Source organism: Sphingobium sp. Z007 (assembly GCF_900013425.1).
In the GTDB taxonomy this organism is placed as follows: Bacteria; Pseudomonadota; Alphaproteobacteria; order Sphingomonadales; family Sphingomonadaceae; genus Sphingobium.
In genome coordinates this window covers 439365-456517 of sequence record NZ_FBXK01000005.1, presented here as the reverse complement: position 1 = coordinate 456517, position 17153 = coordinate 439365, and the positions used below count along the sequence as shown (strand labels likewise).

The window sequence follows — 17153 nt, the reverse complement described above, 5'->3', positions numbered from 1 at the left end:
CCCCGTTCGAGCCTGTCGAGAACCATGCGCGAGGGTTCTCGACAAGCTCGAACCGAACGGATGTTATTTTATACCGCCATGAACGCCCTTTCCGGTTTCCCCCCTGCCCTGGTCCGTCGCCTGGTCGTCAAGATCGGGTCGGCCTTGCTGGTCGATCCCGCGGGTGCGGTGCGGGTGGACTGGTTGCGCACGCTGGTCGCAGATGTCGCGACGCGGCGCGCGGCGGGGCAGCAGGTCATCATCGTGTCTTCCGGCGCGATCGCACTCGGTGCACGGCGCTTGAAATTGCCCAAGGGCGGTCGCGGCAGTCTAGAGGATGCGCAGGCGGCGGCTGCCACTGGTCAGATCGCGCTGTCGCAATGCTGGGCCAGCCTGCTGGACGAGAAAGGCATTACCGCCGCGCAGATGCTGGTGACGCTGGACGATCTGGAAAATCGCCGCCGCTACCTCAATGCCTCGGCGACGCTGGAACGGTTGATGGCGTTGCATGTCGTGCCGGTGGTCAATGAGAATGACAGCGTGGCGACCGCCGAAATCCGCTTCGGCGACAATGACCGGCTGGCGGCGCGCATCGGACAGGCGGCACGGGCTGACGCGGTTGTGCTGCTTTCCGATGTTGACGGGCTTTACACCGCCAACCCGCACGCCGATGCGAGCGCCATGCTGATTGAAACGATAGAGACGATCGACGCGCGGATCGCGGCGATGGCGGATGACGGGTCGGCGTCCGGCATGGGATCGGGCGGCATGGTGTCGAAAATACAGGCGGCGCGGATCGCGACCGGCGCGGGCGCGCATCTGGCGATCATTTCGGGCAAGGTCGATGCGCCGCTGTCGCACTGGGCCAATGGCGGCAAGGGGTCGATTTTCCTCGCGGCGCAGGGCAAGGGTGCGCGCAAGGGGTGGCTGGCCGGGCGGCTGACCACGCGCGGGCGGATCATTGTGGACGCGGGCGCGGAAAAGGCGCTGGGCAAGGGCAACAGCCTGCTGCCCGCCGGGGTCGCCAGTGTCGAGGGGGTGTTCGATCGGGGCGATGTGGTCGATATCGTGGCGCAGGACGGCCGGGTGATCGCGCGCGGGCTGATCGAATATGATAGCGAAGCGGCGGCAAAGATCGCGGGCAAGCGCAGCGACGACATTGCGGCGCTGCTGGGCGAAATGCCGCGATCGGTGCTGGTCCATCGCGACCATATGGCGATGGTCTGAGAGATATGCAGCAGATACGGATCGCCATGACCGGTGCGACGGGCTTCGTCGGCGCCGAGACGCTGGAGCAGGCGTTGAGTGAGGGGTTGCGGGTCAATGCATTGACCCGCCGCGCGCAGCCACCGCGCGCGAAGCTGAAATGGGTGCATGGGTCGTTGGAGGATAGCGCGGCACTCGATACGCTGGTGCGCGACGCCGATGCGGTGATCCATATCGCCGGCGTCGTGAATGCGCCGGACCGCGAGGGGTTTGAGGCGGGCAATGCGCGCGGCACGATGGCGGTGGTCGATGCGATGCGGAAACGCGGGATCAAGCGGCTGATCCATGTCTCCTCGCTCGCGGCGCGGGAGCCGGGCCTGTCCGACTATGGATGGTCGAAGGAACTGGCCGAACGCCAAGTGAAGGCGAGCGGCCTTGATTGGACAATCGTGCGCCCACCCGCCATTTACGGGCCGGGCGACCGCGAGATGCTGGAACTGTTTCGCATGGCCAAGCGCGGCGTCATGCTGTTGCCGCCGGGCGGGCGGCTGTCGGTGATCCATGTGAGCGACCTGGCGGCGTTGCTGCTGGCGTTGACGCAGGAGCGCGAAAACAGCCTGACGCGCACCTACGAGGTGGACGACGGCACGCCAGGTGGCTGGGATCATCGCGATTTCGGGGCAGCGATCGGCCGGGCAGTGGGCCGCACGGTGCGGACCTTCGCCACGCCGCAATGGTTGCTGAACGTCGCGGCGCGGACCGACCGGATGGTGCGGGGCAGGAACGCGAAACTGACGCCGGATCGGGTCGATTATTTCTGCCATCCCGACTGGGTGGTGGGAAAGCGCAAGCAGCCGCCCAAACGGTTGTGGCTGCCGCAGGTGAAGACGCAGGACGGGTTGCAGGCGACGGTGGCGGCCTATCGGGAGAAGGGGTGGCTTTAGAAGTGGGCTACCGGAGAGTCCGGCGCTGATGAGCGGCGGATTTTGGCGGTTTCCTGCCATTCCCCAATTCCAAACATCCGTTCGCCCTGAGCCTGTCGAAGGGCATCACTTCTTTAGAGTGCGGGCATTTGAAGAAAGATAAGGGCTTCGACAGGCTCAGCCCGAACGGATGTTGGATGTCTGGAAATGATTGTTATCAGACACACCCGCCCAGTTCACTTATCCTCCGCCGCCGGCTTTTTCGCGCGCTGTTCGGCCAGAAATTCGCTGATCGCTTGGCCGCTGGCGTTGAGCAGCGGATAGGTGCGGGCGTCCGACAACCAGTCCGGGCGACGCGCGCCGCTGCCGTAGAATGTGTCATAGACCAGGCTGAAGGCAAGGAAGAGCAGGGTCGCGCCGATAAGCCCCTTCACCGCGCCGAATCCTGCGCCCAGCACCCGGTCGACAGGCCCCAGCACTGATTGGCGGGTGCGGCAGCCGATGGCATGGGCGATCATCTTGCCCGCGCCGAAGGTGACGCCGAACACCAGCACCAGCGCCAGGATCGCCGCGCCGCTGCTGGTGCCGATAAAGGGCGTCAGCACTTCCGCGACCGAAGCATGGAACAGGCGGATGCAGAAGATCGCCAGCACCCAGGCGATGAGCGAGAGCGTTTCCAGCACGAAACCGCGCATGAGGCCCAGCACGGCGCAACCGCCGATGGCGAGCAGGACGGATATGTCGATGGCGTTCATTCCCAGCGTGGCTATCCGCGTCCCAGCATCTGGTCAACAAGCTGCGCCAGCGTGCGGAAACCGCTGACCGCTATTCCCTTCACCCCGTCGGCCGCGGCGGCGGGGATGAAGGCGCGGTTGAAGCCGAGCTTGGCCGATTCGCGCAGGCGCAGGGGGGCGTGGGCGACGGGGCGGATCTCGCTCGACAGCGCGATCTCGCCGAACAGGACGACGTCCGACGGCAGCGGCTTTTCCGATAGGGCCGACACCAAAGCGGCGGCGACGGCGAGGTCGGCGGCAGGGTCTGACAGGCGGTATCCACCCGCGACGTTCAAATAGACTTCGCAGGTCGAAAAGCTGAGGCCGCAGCGCGCCTCCAGCACGGCCAGCACCATGGCGAGCCGCCCGCTGTCCCAGCCGACGACCGCGCGCCGGGGCGTGGCGCCACTTGATAGGCGCACGACCAGCGCCTGGATTTCGACCAGCACCGGCCGCGTCCCTTCCAGCGCGGGGAAGACGGTCGCGCCCGTCACCGTCTCGTCGCGCTGGGTCAGGAACAGGGCGGACGGGTTGGCGACTTCCTCCAGCCCCTCCGCCACCATGGCGAAGACGCCGATCTCGTCGGTGCCGCCGAAGCGATTCTTGATCGCACGCAGGATGCGATATTGGTGGCTGCGCTCCCCTTCGAACGCCAGCACGGTGTCGACCATATGTTCCAGCACACGCGGGCCGGCGATGCTGCCATCCTTGGTCACATGGCCGACGAGAATGAGGGCGGTGCCCCGCTGCTTGGCGAATTTGATGAGTTCCTGGGAGGAGGCGCGGACCTGGCTGACGGTGCCGGGGGCGCCCTCTATCAGGTCGCTGTGCATTGTCTGGATCGAATCGATCACCAGCAGCGCGGGCGGCTCCCCTTCCCCCAGCGTCGTCAGGATATCGCGCACCGACGTCGCGCTGGCGAGCATGACCGGGGCATTGCCCAGCCCCAGCCGCTGCGCGCGCAGACGGACCTGGTCAGCCGCTTCCTCGCCGCTGATATAGGCCACCGATAGCCCGCGCGCAGCAACCCGCGCCGCGGCCTGGAGCAGCAGGGTCGATTTGCCGATGCCGGGATCGCCGCCGATCAGCGTTGCGGAGCCCGCGACGATGCCGCCGCCCAGCGCCCGGTCGAACTCGGCGATGCCGGTGCTGGTGCGTGGCGGCAGTTCGACCTTGCTGTCGAGGCCGATCAGCGTTATCGCGCGGCCGCCATTTTGCAGGTCATGGCGCGAGGAGAAGACGGTCTCAGCAGCTTCCTCGACGATGCTGTTCCACTCGCCGCAATCCTCACACTGGCCCTGCCAGCGGGCCGCGACGGTGCCGCATTGCTGACAGACGAATTTGCGCTTTGCCTTGGCCATGGCACCGATATGGCGGGCACGCGCGAACAATGCAAGAACATCGAAGCGAGCGCTGGAAACATCCGGCGCGCTGGCGCATTGTTACGCCGATGAAAACTATTCGTGTCGCGAGCTATAATATCCGCAAGGCCATCGGCACCGACCGGCGGCGGATCCCCGAACGGATATTGGAGGTGCTGAGCGAGGTCGATGCCGACATCGTCGCGCTGCAAGAGGCGGATCGGCGCTTCGGCGTGCGATCGGCGGCGATCCCGCCACGGATGATGGATGGGCAGAGCGACTATAAATCAGTGCCGCTGAATGTGCAGGCCGATTCGATGGGCTGGCACGGCAATGCATTATTAGTGCGTAAGAGCGCTGACCTTGGCGCGCATGATGTGCTGCACCTGCCCTATCTGGAGCCACGCGGCGCGACCATGGCGGAGGTGACGATGGGCGGCGTGAGCGTGCGCGTGTTCGGTATGCATCTCGACCTGTCGGGTTTGTGGCGACGCAAGCAGGCCGCCGCAGTGATCCATGCCGCGGCGCAGGGCGTGGCGATGCCGACGGTGTTGATGGGCGACCTTAATGAATGGAGCGCCGGGCGTGGCTGCCTGGCCGATTTTGCGCGGCATTACAGCTTTGCGCCATGCGGGCGCAGCTTCCACGCGCGGCGGCCGGTGGCGCGACTCGACCGGATCATGCATTGCGGCAAACTGACGCTCAGGGATTGCGGGGTGCATGAAAGCGCGGCGGCCAGGAAGGCGTCGGATCATCTGCCGATCTGGGCGGAGTTTGCGGTTGGGTGATCGCCGCCTCCATTCGTTTCGAGCGAAGTCGCGAAACGTCAGCGCTGCGGTTTCTCGACTTCGCTCGAAACGAACGGGCTTTTGGTTGCCAATCACCCCGCCCTCTGCGACGTTCCACCCATGAAGGAGCGGGAATTGCGGCTTGCGCTGGTCTGCTATGGCGGCATCAGCCTGGCGATCTACATGCATGGCATCACCAAGGAAGTGTGGCATCTGGCCCGCGCCAGCCGCGCCTTTCATGAGGGCGCGTCGCCCGGCAACGGCAGCGAGTCGGTGTATCACCGGCTGCTGGCGGCGATGGAGGCGGCGAGCGGCGTGCGGCTGCGCGTCATGCCGGACATCATCGCGGGGGCCAGCGCCGGCGGGATCAACGGCATTTTCCTGGCGCAGGCGATCGAGACGGGCCAGTCGCTGGAGCCGCTGACGACCATGTGGCTGGACAATGCCGATGTCGATCGGCTGCTGGACCCCGATGCACGCCCGGCCCGCGCCATGACCAAATTCTGGGCAACGCCGCTGGTGTGGATGGCGGCGCGGCGACCGGGCGATGCGGTGGAGCGCACCGTCGCGCCCGATACGCGCGAAGAGGTGCGGATGAAACTCTCTCGCTTCATCCGGTCGCGCTGGTTCGAGCCGCCCTTTGGCGGGGAGATATTCTCCACCATGTTGATCGACGCGTTCGACGCCATGGCCGCGACGGGGAACGGCCCGGCGCTGCTGCCCGACGGCCATCCGCTCGACCTGTTCGTGACCGTTACCGATTTCGAGGGCCACCCGCAGAGTCTGAACCTCAATAGTCCAGCGCAGGTGATCGAGACGGAGCATCGGCTGTCGATCGGCTTCAAGGCGCGCGGACGGGGGCAGCGGCCGTTCGCTGATCCGGCCGAACTGGTGTTCGCCGCGCGGGCGACCGCCAGCTTCCCCGGCGCATTCCCGCCCTTCACCATGCGTGAACTGGACCGGGTGTTGACGCGCCGCCATCGCGCCTGGCCGACACGTGACGCCTTTCTGGGCCGCGCCCTGCCCCGCCATGCGTCCCGCGGGACGGCGGAGGACGCCGTGCTGATCGACGGATCAGTGCTGGCCAACGCCCCCTTCGCGCAGGCGATCGGCGCGCTGCGCAACCGGCCGTCTCGACGCGAGGTCGATCGGCGCTTCGTCTATATCGATCCCAAGCCGGGGCATCGCTCCATCCGCCTGAACAAGGAAGGCGAGCAACAGGATGCGCCAACCGGGGCGGACACGCCGCTGCCCGGCTTTTTCCGCACCATTTTCGGCGCGCTGTCGGACATTCCGCGCGAACAGCCGATCCGCGACAATCTGGAGGCGATCGACCGCCACTCCGCGCGCATCCGGCGGATGCGGCGGATATTGGACGCGCTGCGCCCCGGCATCGAGGCGGAGGTGGAAAGCGCGATCGGCAAGATGCTGTTCCTGGACCGGCCGACGCCCGCGCGCCTCTCCGCCTGGCGCGCGAAGGCACAGCAGCGGGCGGCGAGCGCGGCGGGCTTCGCCTATCCCGCCTATGGGCATCTCAAACTGTCGGGCATCGTCGAATCACTCTGCGCGCTGCTGTTCCGCCTGAGCGGCGAGGACAGCGCAATGATGCGCGAAAGCTATCGCCAGGCGATCTGGGCTGATATCCGCAAGAACGGCGCGGATCAGTTGAGCGCGGAAAGCGGATCGGCCTCCGCCCCGGTCGCTTTCTTCCGCGCCCATGACCTGGCCTTTCGCATCCGTCGCCTGCGCTACCTGGCGCGGCGGCTGGCCGATACGCTGGAGTTGGAGGCGCAGTCCGACGATCCCGCGGTGCAGGGGATGCATGACGCCATCTATGGCGCGTTGACGCTCTATGCCGAATGTGAGGATAGCGACTTCTATGGGGGAGAGGTCGCGACGGCGGCCGGGATGGTCGCGACCGATGCGGCCGCGGCACTGGTGGCGGTGGCGCAGGCGCGGGGGCTGAAGGCGCGGGATGAAGCGGCGGACCGGATGCTGGCGGACGCCTTCGCCGCGCTGCCCAAAGCGGGGCGGCGGACCATGCTGCTCGCCTATCTGGGCTTTCCCTTCACCGATATCGCCACACTACCGTTGCTCCAGGGTGACACTCTGGATGAATATGATCCGGTCAAGGTCGATCGGATTTCGCCCGAAGATTGCACAGCCATCCGTAGCGGCGGCGCGAGCGCCACGCTCAAGGGCATTGAATTCAACAACTTCGGCGCCTTCTTTAGCAGGGTCTATCGCGAGAACGACTATCTGTGGGGCCGGTTGCACGGCGCCGAGCGGCTTCTGGACATCGTGATTTCGGCAATGCCCGCAGCAAGCCGTCTTTCGCCTGACGCACTGGCGGACTATAGGCGGGCGGCTTTTCTGGCGATCCTGGACGAGGAAGAGTCGCGGCTGCCCCATGTGGCCGATTTGATCGCCAAATTGCGGGAGGAGATCGGGTGAGCGGGCGTTTTGGTCTGGTTCCTGTGCTGCTGATGCTGGCCCTGGTCGCCGGCTGCCGCGATGCGTCCGCCGACGGCGCGCAGGCCGACAATGGTCCGTCGCAGCCGGTCGCGACCGTCGCGTCGATCGAGCCTGACCCCGCGCCCGCGCCGCCCCCCGCCGAACCTGTCGTCGCGACAGCCAAGACGTCGCCGGTGGTGACGGTGCGCGCCCAGCCTGCCCCGCGCAATCCGCTCGACCTGCCGCCGTCGGACGATGGCGCGTCGGCCCTGCCCTTCCCGCAGGAAGTCACCAGCTTCATGGTAGATCGTGACGGCTGCGACCATTTCCGCGGCGAAGAACCCTATGATGCGGAACGACGCGCCTATATCGCGGAGAATATCGCTGAATTATGTAGCGGCACTGATGCGAAGCTGGCGATGCTGCGGCGGCGCTATGCGGGTGATCGATCAGTAACGGCGGCGTTGCGCGCCTATGACGAGCGGATCGAGGGCGTCTCCAACTATTAGTCTCCAGGGGACGACTCTACTCTTACCCGTTCGGTTCGAGCGAAGTCGAGAAGCAGGTAGCGCCATGCCCTCGTTTCTCGACTTCGCTCGAAACGAACGGAAGACGGTGGATCGACCTAAGGTCTTCAAGCTCTAATCCGCCAGCGCGTCGATCGCGTGGGCGAGGTCGATGTCGCGTTGCGACAGGCCGCCGGCGTCGTGGGTGATGAGGACGATGTCCACCCGGTTATAGACGTTCGACCATTCGGGATGATGATCCGCCTTTTCGGCCAGGATCGCCACCTGCGTCATGAAGCCGAAGGCGCCGACGAAATCGGTGAAGGTGAAGCGGCGCGATATCCCGTCCGGCTCGCCCACGGCCGTCCATTGCGGCAGGTCCGCCAGCGCGACGGCGCGATCCTCATCGCTCAGTTTACCAATCATGTCCCTATCCTCATGAAATGCCTTGCGGTATGTGGCAGGGATGTCGCACCCCGGTCAACCGCCCCGCCTCGCCCCGACCCGTCAAGAGATCGAGATGCTAGCGCTGGAGGCGCTCAGTCGCCTGCCCGACCCATTCGACGCGCACCTATCCGACGTCGTGCTGTTCGTGGAGGAATTTGCGCCCGCCGACATCTTAAAGGAAATGGAGATTGACGATCCGTTCGGGCTGACCGGCCTGTATAGCGGCCGTCCCGTGGGGCAGGAGGCGCAGACGGGGGACGTACCGCCCACCGTCCATCTCTTCCGCCGGCCGCTGCTGGATGAATGGGTCGAAACCGGCGTGCCGCTCGACGCGCTCATCACCCATGTCGTGGTGCATGAGATCGGCCATCATTTCGGCCTGTCCGACATCGACATGCATGTGCTGGAGGATATGGTCGCTTCATGACTGGGGCGGCGCTGCGCCTGGAGGGGCTGGCCTGCCTGCGCGGCGGACGGATGCTCTTCAGGGGCGTGAACCTGACGCTGGCGGCGGGCGGCGGGGCGTTGCTGACCGGTCCCAATGGCGTGGGCAAGTCGAGCCTGTTGCGGGTCGTGGCCGGGCTTCTCCCCGCCTTTGCCGGGTCGGTCGAGCGAACGGGCGGTATCGCGCTGACTGACGAGCGGCTGGCGCTGGATACCGACCTGCCTCTGGCCCGCGCGCTGGATTTCTGGGCGAAGCTGGATCGGGCCGATGGCCATGCGGCGGCGGCGGCGTTGGAGGCGATGGCGCTGACGCCGCTGGCCGATGTGCCGGTGCGGATGCTGTCGACCGGGCAGCGCAAGCGGGCGATGCTGGCGCGGGTGATCGCCAGCGGGGCGGCGATCTGGCTGCTGGACGAGCCGGGCAACGGGCTGGACACGGCGTCCACGGCTTTGCTGGGCGCGGCGGTGGCCAAGCATCTGGCCGCGGGCGGGATCGTGGTTGCGGCATCGCACCAGCCGCTGCCGATCGATGCGCCAGTGCTGATCGCGCTCGGCGATTATCAGGCGGATGCGGCATGAGGCTGTTGTGGCTGCTCGCCGCGCGGGATTTGCGCCAGGCCTGGGCGTCGGCGGGACTGTGGCTGCCGGTCGCCTTCCTGCTGCTGGTGGCCAGCCTCTATCCCTTTGCGGTCGGGCCGGATGCGGCGCTGCTGGCGCGGACCGGGGGCGGGATGCTGTGGATCGCGGCTTTGCTCGCTAGCCTGCTGCCGGTCGATCGCTTGGTCGCGCCGGATCGCGACAGCGGCGTGCTGGACCAGATCGCGCTGCGCGGCATCGGCGAAGAGTTGGTGGTGATCGCGCGTCTGGCGGCGCATTGGGTGGGCTTTGGCCCGCCGCTGATGATCGCCACTCTGCCCGCCGCGGCGCTGCTGAAGCTGGACGGCGCGACGATCGTGAAGCTGGAGCTTGGCCTGTTGATCGGCACGCCCGCGCTGGCGGCGTTGGGGCTGCTGGTGGCGACGCTGACAGCGGGATTGCGGTCGAGCGGGGCGCTGGCCGGGTTGCTGGCGCTGCCGCTGGCGGTGCCGCTGCTGATCTTTGGCGCGGGGACGTTGGGGGACGGCAGCGGCGCGGCCTTGAAATTCCTAGGGGCGGCGTCGCTGCTGCTGGTGGCGATCACGCCGTTCGCGGGTGGCGCGGCGATCCGGGCGGGGCGGGAATAGGGTAGGGGCTTTTGGCGTCACATATTCGCCGTAAGATTGGACATTGTGGCGCGTGATGCCCCTACCGCTGGCATCAATCGACCAAAAGCGGACGTTATTCCCCCTCCCGCTGGCGGGAGGGGGTTAGGGGGTGGGCAAGCGCAAGGTTGCCTTGGCCCACCCCGCTGCGACTAAATTCGCTTTGCTCATTAAGTCTCACTGCCCCTCCCGCAAGCGGGCGGGGCAGAGTAAACCGACCGTCCGCAAACCACCCCTTCTGCCTTGCCGCAAACCCCACCAACCCTTCCTCCCTTCCCCCACCTCGACATCGCCCTGCCCTTCCGTCAAAGGCGGCGGATGTTCGGTATCGTCGCGTCCATCCTGTTCGTCCTGATTTGGTCCACCGGCTTCATCGTCGCGCGGGCGGTGGTGCCGCATGGGGCGCCCGAGTTGATTCTGGCGGTGCGGCTGACCGCAACGACGCTGCTGTTGGGCGGGGCGGCGCTGTATGCGCGACAGGGATGGCCGCGGCGTCGGCGGTTGGGGCTGCATCTGGCGGCGGGGGCAATGCTGCATGGGCTGTATCTGACCGTCAGTTGGTGGGCGGTAAGCCGCGGGATGCCGGCCGGGATCATGTCGCTGCTGGGCGCGACCCAGCCGCTGATGGTGGCGGTGGCCAGCGTCGCTTTGCTGGGCGAGCGATTGCCGGGGCGTAACTGGGCGGGGCTGGCCATCGCAATCGGCGGGGTGGTGTGCGTGCTGCTGCCCGCGCTGGAGCGCAGCGGCGCAGGGTCGGTCGGTTTGGTCCCGGTGGTGGCGGGGGTGATCGCGGTCATCGCCATGACCGGCGGGACGCTGATCCAGCGCGGGCAGATTGCAGGCGACCCGATTTTGATGTCGGGCGCGGCGCAGAATCTGGGCGGCGCGCTGGTGGCGATCGCCGCGACGCTGATCGTGGGCGAATATCGCTGGGACAATGATCCTGTGCTGTGGATTGGCCTCACCTGGTCGGTGCTGGGGCTGTCGGCGGCGGGGCTGTCGCTGCTGGTGTGGCTGGTGCGGCATCAGGGGCCGACGCGCATGTCGATGCTGTTGCTGCTGGTCCCGCCGCTGGCCGCGATCGAGGCGTGGTTGCTGTTCGGGGAGCGGTTGGGGCCGGTGCAGCTTGTCGGGTTTGCGCTGGCGCTGGGCGGTGTGCTGCTGGGGCGATCGCAGGGGAAAAAGGTGGTCGAATTGGTGGAACCGGCCTGAAGAGCGCTTCACGCATCTCGACTTCGCTCGAAGCGAACGGAGGTCGAAATCTACCCCTCGCGCAACTGCTCATGGTGACGGATCACTTCGTCGATGATGAAGCGCAGGAATTTTTCGGTGAAGTCGGGGTCGAGCTTCGCGTCGAGCGCCAATTGGCGCAGGCGGGTGATCTGGCGCTCTTCCCGGCCGGGGTCGGCGGGCGGCAGGTCGTGCGTCGCCTTATGCTCGCCGACGGCCTGGGTGATCTTGAAACGCTCGGCCAGCATGAACACCAGCGCCGCGTCGATATTGTCGATGCTTTCGCGATAGCGGTTCAAAGTCTCGTCCACGTGGGGCCTCCGGTTCCAGATGGCGCGCTTTTTGCCGCATCCGGCGCGCCGCGCAAGCTATTCCCGCTTGCCTTTCACATTTTGCATCGCCACATGAGCGCGGTCATGACAGCACCCGCCCCCGGTAACGTCCACTCGATCGGCCGCGCCACAGCCGCGCCGTCGCTCGCCCCCATCATGGCGCTGGTCGCCGACGGCATGAACCAGGTCAATGCCGTGATCCTGGACCGGATGCAGTCGCGCATCCCGCTGATCCCGGAACTGGCGGGGCATCTGATCGCGGGCGGCGGCAAAAGGCTGCGGCCGATGCTGACACTCGCCTGCGCCGACTTGGTCGGCTATGCCGGATCGCGTCATTACAAGCTGTCCGCCGCGGTCGAGTTCATCCATACCGCCACGCTGCTGCACGATGACGTGGTCGATGGGTCGGGGCTTCGGCGGGGGCGCAAGACCGCCAACATCATCTGGGGCAACAGCGCCAGCGTGCTGGTGGGCGACTTCCTCTTCTCCCGCTCGTTCGAGCTGATGGTGGAAGCCGAGTCGCTCAAGGTCTTGAAGATCCTGGCGAACGCATCGGCGGTGATCGCGGAAGGCGAGGTCAACCAGCTGACCGCCCAGCGCAAGATCGACACCAGCGAACAACAATATCTGGATATCATCGGTGCCAAGACCGCCGCTTTGTTCGCCGCCGCCTGCCGCATTTCCGCCGTGGTCGCCGACCGCGACGAGGCGGAGGAGCAGGCGCTGGACGTCTATGGCCGCAATCTTGGGATCGCCTTCCAACTGATCGACGACGCGATCGACTATGAATCGGACGGCGCGACCATGGGCAAGGATGCAGGCGACGATTTCCGCGACGGCAAGGTGACGTTGCCGGTGATCCTGGCCTATGCGCGCGGGTCCGAAGCGGATCGCGCCTTCTGGAAAGCAGCGATCGCGGGGCACAAGATCAGCGACGAGGATCTGGCCCATGCGACGCAGTTGCTGCGCCAGACCGGGGCGATCGCGGACACGCTGGCGCGGGCGCGCCATTATGGGCAACGGGCGATCGACGCGCTGGGGCGCTTTGATGCCGGCAAGGCGAAAGCGGCCCTTACCGAAGCGGTCGAGTTCGCTATAGCGCGGGCCTATTGAGGGAACGGGCCATTTGGCACGTTCTCTATTCCGTTCGGGCTGAGCCTGTCGAAGCCCAAGCCTTCTTGAAAAGAGAAGAGACGCCCTTCGACAAGCTCAGGGCGAACGGGAAATAATGTAGGCCCGCTGTTCCATGATCCTTTCGCCCGAAACCATCGCCTTCCTCATGGCCGCAGCAACGATGGCGGGGTGCATTGACGCTATGGCGGGCGGCGGTGGGCTTATCACCCTGCCCGCCTTGCTGGCCGCCGGCATACCGCCGGTGCAGGCGGTGGCCACCAACAAGCTGCAAAGCTGTTTCGGCACGTTCGGCGCCTGCGTCGCCTATGCGCGGCGCGGGCATATGGATTTGAAGACCTACAGAGCGCCGATTATCGCCGCCTTTGTCGGCTCTGTCGGCGGGGCTTGGCTGCTGCAGCGGGTCGATCCGTCTATCCTGGCGGGGCTTATGCCCGCTTTGCTGGTGGCGATGGCGGCCTATTTCACCTTCTCGCCCAAGCTGGGCGACGCTGATCGCCATGCGCGAGTCGGCATGGCGGGCCTGACCGGGCTGGTGGGTGTCGTGGGCTTTTACGACGGTTTTTTTGGTCCGGGTGCAGGCGCTTTCTACACCACCATATTGTTGGCGCTGGGCGGCCTGTCGATCCTGCGCGCGACCGCCCAGACCAAGGCAGCCAATTTCGCGAGCAATGTCGCGGGCCTGCTGACGATGGTCGCGGGTGGGCACGTCATCTGGATCGCCGGGCTTTGCATGGCGGTGGGTAGTTTGGTCGGCGGGCAGATCGGGTCGCATCTGGCGATGCGCTTCGGGTCGCGGCTCATCAAGCCGCTGCTGATCGTCATGTCGCTGGCATTGACCGCCAAGATGCTGCTGGACCCGAAAAACCCGATCCACATCTATCTGTTTAGCTGACCGATCGATCGGTCAGAAGCAACGTCCCGACGCGGCGGTGCAGCATCCATGGCGAAGGGCTTAGTCAGCACGGCATTTTCGGCATAGCCGGTGACGAACAATATCCGCAGATCCGGGCGCAACGCGCGGGCGGCGTCGCGCATCGACCGAAACGGGCCAGAGCCCGGACGACGCGATCGTCTGCTTGCCCGCCTTGCGGTTTGCCGCAATCGGCGCGAAAGGACGCGCAATGAACAACCTGCCGATCCATGATGTGCTGCCCGACCTGCTCGCCGCGTTGCGCGCGGGCAGCAACGCCGTGCTGGTCGCGCCGCCGGGCGCGGGCAAGACAACGGCGGTCGCGCCGGCGTTGCTGGGCGAACCCTGGTGCAGCGGCCAGGTGCTGCTGCTGTCGCCGCGGCGGCTGGCGGCGCGGGCGGCGGCGGAGCGGATCGCCGAGATGATGGGCGAGCAGCCGGGCGGCACGGTTGGCTATGCGACGCGGATGGACAGCAAGGTCAGCGCGAAGACGCGGCTGCTGGTGCTGACCGAGGGTATTTTCGTGCGGCGGATACAGGACGACCCGGAACTGTCCGGCGTGTCGGCGGTGCTGTTCGACGAAGTGCATGAGCGCAGCCTGGACAGCGATTTCGGGCTGGCGCTGGCATTGGATGCGCAGGGCGCACTGCGGCCGGATTTGCGGATCGTGCCAATGTCGGCGACGTTGGACGGGGCGCGTTTTGCGAACCTGCTCGATGGCGCGCCGGTGATCGAGAGCGAAGGGCGCATCCAGCCGCTGGCGTTGCGCCATATCGGGCGCGCGGCGAAAAAGAAGATCGAGGACGAAATGGCGGCGGCGATCCGCCAGGCATTGAGCGAAGAGGCGGAGGGCGACCTGCTCGCCTTCCTGCCCGGTGTGCGGGAGATCGAACGGACGGCGGAGCGGATCGAGGGCATCGCTGAGGTGCATATGCTGCACGGATCGCTTGATCCCGGCGCGCAGCGGGCCGCGATCCGGCCTTCCCGCTCCGGCGCGCGAAAGGTCATTCTCGCGACCAGCATCGCGGAAACCAGCCTGACCATCGATGGCGTGCGGATCGTGGTGGACAGCGGCCTCGCGCGGCGACCGCGCTACGATCGGGCGGCGGGGGTGACGCGACTGGTGACGGAGCGGGCGAGCCAGGCGTCGGCGACCCAGCGCGCGGGGCGTGCGGCGCGGCAGCGGCCCGGCGTCGCCTATCGGCTGTGGGAAGCGGCGGCGAGCGCGGGGATGGTGCCGTTCGACCCGCCGGAGATTTTGGAGAGCGACCTGTCCAGCCTGCTGCTCGATTGCGCGCTGTGGGGGGTGAGCGATCCCGGGGCGCTGCGCTGGCTCGACCCGCCGCCCGCGGCGGCGGTTGAGGAAGCCCGCAGGCGGCTGACCGTGCTGGAGGCGCTGGATGCGGACGGACGGATCACGGCGCATGGCAAGGCGCTGGCGACGCTGCCATTGTCCCCGCGCATCGCTCATATGCTGGTCCGGGCGGGCGAGATGGGGCTGGCGGAGGTGGCGGCCGAGGTCGCCGTGCTGCTGGGCGAGCGCGGGGTTGGCGGGCAGGACACCGACCTGACGCTGCGGCGGCAGCGCTGGCGGCGGGAAAGCGGCAAGCGGGCGGACGCGGCGCGGGGGTTGGCGCGGCGCTGGGCGAAGCTGGTGAAGCGAGGGCCAGGCGATGGCGGCGGCGACCGTGCGGTCGGTCTGTGCCTTGCCCTCGCCTTCCCCGATCGCGTCGCCAAGCGCCGGTCCGCCGATGGCGCGGATTGGGCGAGCGTGGGCGGGCGCGGCTTCCGGCTTGATCCGCTGTCGCCGCTGGCGCGCGAGGACTGGTTGGCAGTCGGCGAAGTGCAGGGTAGCGCCGCGGGCGCGCGCATATTGTCCGCCGCGCCGATCGGCGAGAACGAGGTGATCGCCCTGTTCGGTTCGCGCATCGCCGAGCAGCGCACGGTCAAGTTCCGCCCGGCCAATGGCGGGATCGAGGCGTTGCGCGAGCGGCGGCTTGGCGCGGTGCGGCTGTCGTCCGGGTCCGACGACAGGCCCGACCCGGACGCCGTGGTCGCCGCGCTGATCGAAGGCGTGCGACAGGGCGGCATCGACCTGCTCCCCTGGTCGGAGGCGGCGCAGTCATTGCGGATGCGCGGCGGCTTTGCCGGGATCGACGCGCTGTCCGACGTCGCGTTGATCGCGACGCTGGACGATTGGTTGCCGCCGCTGCTGGCGGGGAAGCGGCGCTTGTCGGATATCGACCGGTCGCAGCTGTCGGGCGTGCTGGAGGGGCTGATCGGCTGGGACGGCAAGCAACAGCTCGACCGGCTCGCCCCCCCGGATTTTCGCTCGCCCGCCGGGAGCAGCCATGCGATCGACTATGCGGCCGAGGGTGGACCGCGGGTCGAGTTGCGGGTGCAGGCCCTGTTCGGCTTGGCCGAACATCCGACGGTGGGCAGCCAGCGGATTCCGCTCGTCCTGTCGCTGACATCGCCCGCCGGACGGCCGATCCAGACGACGCGCGACCTGCCCGGCTTCTGGGCGGGCAACTGGCGCGACGTCGCCAAGGAGATGCGCGGCCGCTATCCACGGCATCCCTGGCCCGACGATCCGGCGGGAGCCAGCGCGACATTGCGCACCAAAAATGCCGATGCCAGGGAACATGGCCCGCGGAAGTCTTGACTTCGCAGCGACCACTGGTGCAACGCAGCATGACGATTTACCGGAGTCTTTCGCGATGAGCGCGCGCATTTACCAGATCCAGAAAAACGCCCTCCAGTCCGGCAAGGCGCTGACCCATAAATGGGTGCTGGAATATGCGCCCGCCGAAGCCAAGCGGGCCGATCCGCTGACCGGCTGGGCCGGTTCGGGCGATACGCAGCAGCAGTTGAAGCTCAGCTTCCCTTCGCAGGAAGCGGCGGTCGCCTATGCACAAAAGCAGGGCGTTGCCTATACCGTCATCACGACGCCGCCCAAGACGCTGAAATTGCAGGCCTACGCCGATAATTTCCGCTAAGCGGACTGTTCCCGCCTCTCAGATCGGGCGCGATGCTGCCCGATTGACGCCTTATTCCCTTGCCAAAGAGCGGGCCGAGGCGGCAAATGCCGCGCTTTGACGGAAAGAATTTCACGATAATGACGGATCGCACCGATATTTTCGACACTATCGCGGCCCAGATCGCGCCCTTCAACAAAAAGGGCGTCGACCTGACCGAAGCCACCACCTTTGCTGGCGACCTGGAATGGGACAGCCTGACGGTGATGGATTTCGTCGCGGCGATCGAGGATGAGTTCGACATCATCATCACCATGAACATGCAGGCCGAAATCGAGACCGTCGGCCAGTTGGTGGACGCGGTCGCCAAGCTGAAGGGCTAAGCCGCCTTTCCTTTCCCGTTCGGTTCGAGCCTGTCGAGAACGATGCGCTTGGTTCTCGACAGGC

19 protein-coding genes are annotated in these 17153 nt (G+C 66.8%); 14 read left to right on the top strand and 5 right to left on the bottom strand.

All coding sequences use genetic code 11. From position 1 onward, the window contains the following. Positions 1–78 precede the first annotated feature (78 nt). Positions 79–1206 carry a glutamate 5-kinase gene (gene proB, locus CEQ44_RS10135; RefSeq protein WP_088183768.1) on the top strand — a complete coding sequence of 376 codons (1128 nt, stop codon included), beginning with the start codon at positions 79–81 and terminating at the stop codon, positions 1204–1206. Between the two features lie 26 nt (positions 1207–1232). Further along, positions 1233–2129: an NAD(P)-dependent oxidoreductase gene (locus tag CEQ44_RS10130; RefSeq protein ID WP_088183766.1), complete on the top strand. Its 897-nt coding sequence runs from the start codon at positions 1233–1235 to the stop codon at positions 2127–2129. Between the two features lie 215 nt (positions 2130–2344). Here the strand turns inward: CEQ44_RS10130 and CEQ44_RS10125 are convergent, their stop codons facing one another. Both CEQ44_RS10125 and radA read right to left on the bottom strand, forming a co-directional pair. Continuing rightward, positions 2345–2863 carry a CvpA family protein gene (locus tag CEQ44_RS10125; protein WP_088183672.1) on the bottom strand — a complete coding sequence of 173 codons (519 nt, stop codon included), beginning with the start codon at positions 2861–2863 and terminating at the stop codon, positions 2345–2347. Positions 2864–2874: 11 nt separating this feature from the next. Further along, positions 2875–4242, bottom strand: coding sequence for a DNA repair protein RadA (radA, locus tag CEQ44_RS10120; RefSeq protein ID WP_088183764.1), 1368 nt, complete (start codon positions 4240–4242; stop codon positions 2875–2877). Between the two features lie 89 nt (positions 4243–4331). Here radA and CEQ44_RS10115 point away from each other — a divergent pair, with 89 nt between their 5' ends. From CEQ44_RS10115 to CEQ44_RS10105, 3 genes are all read left to right on the top strand, one after another. Continuing rightward, positions 4332–5030, top strand: a complete 699-nt coding sequence (locus CEQ44_RS10115; protein WP_088183762.1) for an endonuclease/exonuclease/phosphatase family protein — start codon at positions 4332–4334, stop codon at positions 5028–5030. 120 nt (positions 5031–5150) lie between these two features. Then, positions 5151–7484, top strand: coding sequence for a patatin-like protein (locus tag CEQ44_RS10110; protein ID WP_088183670.1), 2334 nt, complete (start codon positions 5151–5153; stop codon positions 7482–7484). 29 nt (positions 7485–7513) lie between these two features. Beyond that, a complete protein-coding gene (locus CEQ44_RS10105) occupies positions 7514–7993 on the top strand; it encodes a hypothetical protein (RefSeq protein WP_088183760.1) in 480 nt (159 codons plus the stop codon). A 132-nt stretch (positions 7994–8125) separates the two neighbouring features. Here CEQ44_RS10105 and CEQ44_RS10100 read toward each other — a convergent pair whose 3' ends face one another. Further along, a complete protein-coding gene (locus tag CEQ44_RS10100) occupies positions 8126–8416 on the bottom strand; it encodes a 4a-hydroxytetrahydrobiopterin dehydratase (RefSeq protein WP_088183668.1) in 291 nt (96 codons plus the stop codon). A 40-nt stretch (positions 8417–8456) separates the two neighbouring features. Between CEQ44_RS10100 and CEQ44_RS10095 the strand changes: the two genes are divergently transcribed. The 4 genes from CEQ44_RS10095 (at position 8457) to CEQ44_RS10080 (ending at position 11334) form a co-directional block, all read left to right on the top strand. Next, entirely contained in the window at positions 8457–8864 is a 408-nt protein-coding gene (locus CEQ44_RS10095) for a metallopeptidase family protein (protein ID WP_088183666.1), read from the top strand. Beyond that, positions 8861–9460: a heme ABC exporter ATP-binding protein CcmA gene (gene ccmA / locus CEQ44_RS10090; protein WP_088183664.1), complete on the top strand. Its 600-nt coding sequence runs from the start codon at positions 8861–8863 to the stop codon at positions 9458–9460. Before CEQ44_RS10095 ends, ccmA begins: the two co-directional genes overlap by 4 nt. Then, on the top strand, positions 9457–10104 hold the full coding sequence (locus CEQ44_RS10085) for a heme exporter protein CcmB (RefSeq protein ID WP_088183662.1): 648 nt from the start codon (positions 9457–9459) through the stop codon (positions 10102–10104). The genes ccmA and CEQ44_RS10085 overlap by 4 nt, the downstream gene beginning before the upstream one ends. Before the next feature lie 336 nt (positions 10105–10440). Then, positions 10441–11334, top strand: coding sequence for a DMT family transporter (locus tag CEQ44_RS10080; RefSeq protein WP_088183660.1), 894 nt, complete (start codon positions 10441–10443; stop codon positions 11332–11334). Between the two features lie 50 nt (positions 11335–11384). Here CEQ44_RS10080 and CEQ44_RS10075 read toward each other — a convergent pair whose 3' ends face one another. Further along, the gene (locus tag CEQ44_RS10075; RefSeq protein WP_088183658.1) at positions 11385–11663 is read right to left on the bottom strand and encodes a chorismate mutase; all 279 of its coding nucleotides are present in this window, start codon (positions 11661–11663) and stop codon (positions 11385–11387) included. Between the two features lie 105 nt (positions 11664–11768). Between CEQ44_RS10075 and CEQ44_RS10070 the strand changes: the two genes are divergently transcribed. Together CEQ44_RS10070 and CEQ44_RS10065 are read left to right on the top strand one after the other, a co-directional pair. Further along, the gene (locus CEQ44_RS10070; RefSeq protein ID WP_088183758.1) at positions 11769–12797 is read left to right on the top strand and encodes a polyprenyl synthetase family protein; all 1029 of its coding nucleotides are present in this window, start codon (positions 11769–11771) and stop codon (positions 12795–12797) included. A gap of 133 nt (positions 12798–12930) precedes the next feature. Continuing rightward, the gene (locus CEQ44_RS10065; protein ID WP_088189991.1) at positions 12931–13710 is read left to right on the top strand and encodes a TSUP family transporter; all 780 of its coding nucleotides are present in this window, start codon (positions 12931–12933) and stop codon (positions 13708–13710) included. On the opposite strand, the gene CEQ44_RS25035 is transcribed toward CEQ44_RS10065, so the two are convergent. Beyond that, positions 13695–13853, bottom strand: a complete 159-nt coding sequence (locus tag CEQ44_RS25035) for a hypothetical protein (RefSeq protein ID WP_256960038.1) — start codon at positions 13851–13853, stop codon at positions 13695–13697. The two genes, CEQ44_RS10065 and CEQ44_RS25035, sit on opposite strands and share 16 nt — an antisense overlap. Positions 13854–13939: 86 nt before the next feature. Here CEQ44_RS25035 and hrpB point away from each other — a divergent pair, with 86 nt between their 5' ends. From hrpB to CEQ44_RS10050, 3 genes are all read left to right on the top strand, one after another. Further along, on the top strand, positions 13940–16393 hold the full coding sequence (gene hrpB / locus CEQ44_RS10060) for an ATP-dependent helicase HrpB (protein WP_088189992.1): 2454 nt from the start codon (positions 13940–13942) through the stop codon (positions 16391–16393). A 55-nt stretch (positions 16394–16448) separates the two neighbouring features. Further along, positions 16449–16727 (top strand): ETC complex I subunit, encoded by a 279-nt coding sequence (locus CEQ44_RS10055; RefSeq protein ID WP_088184776.1) that lies wholly within the window; start codon positions 16449–16451, stop codon positions 16725–16727. Positions 16728–16846: 119 nt separating this feature from the next. Next, a complete protein-coding gene (locus tag CEQ44_RS10050; RefSeq protein WP_088184785.1) occupies positions 16847–17089 on the top strand; it encodes an acyl carrier protein in 243 nt (80 codons plus the stop codon). Positions 17090–17153 lie beyond the last annotated feature (64 nt).